This is a genomic window from Dietzia sp. DQ12-76, assembly GCF_014145045.1.
Taxonomy (GTDB): Bacteria; Actinomycetota; Actinomycetes; order Mycobacteriales; family Mycobacteriaceae; genus Dietzia.
This window is the reverse complement of sequence record NZ_JAALDV010000278.1, coordinates 1-1945: the sequence shown is the minus strand read 5'-3', so window position 1 is coordinate 1945 and position 1945 is coordinate 1. Positions and strand designations below refer to the sequence as shown.

Sequence of the window (1945 nt, the reverse complement as noted above, 5' to 3'; positions counted from 1 at the left end):
GCGGGGTCTGCGCTCAGCGGGCCCCGACGCAGCTGCCGGTGGGGACGGGCTCCAACGAGTCCACCCCGCGCTCGAGCTGCGGCAGCACCTGCTCGACCGTGAGCGCGTACCCGGTGTCGGCGGCGTCCATCGCCGCACCGAAGACCACGCCCACGACCTGCCCCGCCGGCGTGATCAGCGGCCCCCCGGAATTGCCCTCGCGCACCGAGCCACGCAGGATGTACACCTCGCGCTCGACGGTCGCCTCACGGTAGATGTCCGGACCGCGCAGGGTCACCCTCTCCCGGATGCGTGCGGCGTCCGGCCGGTAGGGGCCGTTACCGGGGTAGCCCACCACGATGGCGTCGTCGCCGCTGCGGCCCTGCCGGTCGGCGAAGGGCAGGACCGGGGCCTGGAGACCCGGTACGCGCAGGACCGCCACGTCGACGCCCGGGTCATAGACCACCACGTCCGCGTCGAGTTCCCGGTCTCCGGCGACGACCCTCACCGAGTCCGTACCGGCCACCACGTGCGCGTTGGTCATGACCAGTCCGGGGGAGGCCACGAAGCCGGAGCCCTCCAGGGCGCGACTGCACGACTCGGCGCGGCCCAGGATCTTGAGCACGGACGGCTGCACCGCGGCCACGACCTCGGAGCCCGCGAGCACGGGATCGGGCGGGGGCACCTCCTGGAGCGGAGTCGTGCCGAAGGGGCCGAGGATGTCGGGGAACCCGGTGGTGCCGAGAACCGACGTGAACGCCGCGGGGATCCGCTGCATCTGCTCGGGCGCCACGTCGTCGATCTTCGCCAGCACCGACGACCCGCGTACCGCCTTGCCCAGTCCCGGGCCCTCCTGCGCGGCCACCGGGATGGCGACCAACCACGCCACCAGCAGCATCGCCGCGGCCTGGAACACGGCTCCGACGGTGCTGTCGAGCACCCTGGCCCCCGCCCCGGAGATGTAGCGCCGGGCGGCACGACCGATCGTCACGCCGGCGATCTGGCCGATGAGCACCATCACCGCGATCACGGCCAGCCCCGCCGCGAGCCGTCCGACGGGGGAATCGAGTTCCCTGACCAGATGAGGGGCCACGAGCAGGCCGGAGGTGGCGCCGATCGCCACCCCGAGCAGTGCGAAACCGGACGCCGCCGCCCCGTTGATCCATCCCGAGATCGCGGCCGCCGCGGCGAGCGCGTACAGCGCGATGTCGAGCCACTGCGAGCCCGTCACCGGTACCCCCTCCGGGGTTCGTCGGCGGGCAGGTCGAGCGGTTCCTCGTCCTCATCGCCGGTGAGGCCTGACCGGGCGCCGGGCACCCCGGCGACCGTCCTGTCCGCCAGCGGATCGGAGGACTCGCGTCGCGCCTCCTCCGCCGACAGCCAGGGCCGCTCCCCGTTCGCGGAGGCCGACAGGGTCTGCTCGAGATCACGCACGTCATCGGTGTCCCAGTCCAGGTCCCAGCCCGCGGAATGGAACATCGCGGCCAGGATCCCGGCGGTGAACCCCCACACCACCAGGTCCTCGTGCTGGAACGCGGGGCCCGTCCACCCGGTCGAGTGCCGCAGCAGGAAGCGATTGGCGGGGTCGAGCAACTCCCCCACCGGCACCGTCATCACCCTCGCGGTCTCGGCCGGATCCACCGACGAGACCTCCATCGGCTCCCGCCAGTAGGCCAGCACCGGGGCGACGGAGTAGTTGGAGACGGGGATGTACAACTCGGGCAGCACCGCGAGCACGTCCACACCGTCGCTCTCCAGTCCCGTCTCCTCCCACGCCTCGCGCAGGGCCGCCTCGACCGGCCCGCTGTCCGTGTCGTCGACCCCGCCACCGGGGAACGAGATCTGCCCGGAGTGGCTGCGAAGGGTCGGTGCGCGGTGCGTGAGCAGCACGCGGGCATCCTCCGGGGGACGCGGGCCGGGGGCGTGCGCCGACCCCGAGAACAGCACCAGCACCGCGGCGTGGCGG

The 1945-nt window shown here is 73.2% G+C and carries 2 protein-coding genes; both read right to left on the bottom strand.

Going from position 1 to position 1945, the window contains the following annotated elements; translation table 11 throughout:
- Positions 1-13: 13 nt before the first annotated feature.
- Positions 14-1210: a MarP family serine protease gene (locus G6019_RS10145; protein ID WP_182613243.1), complete on the bottom strand. Its 1197-nt coding sequence runs from the start codon at positions 1208-1210 to the stop codon at positions 14-16.
- Positions 1207-1945 (bottom strand): NUDIX hydrolase (locus G6019_RS10140; RefSeq protein WP_182627511.1); only part of this gene is annotated, 739 nt, incomplete at its 5' end. The genes G6019_RS10140 and G6019_RS10145, both read right to left, overlap by 4 nt.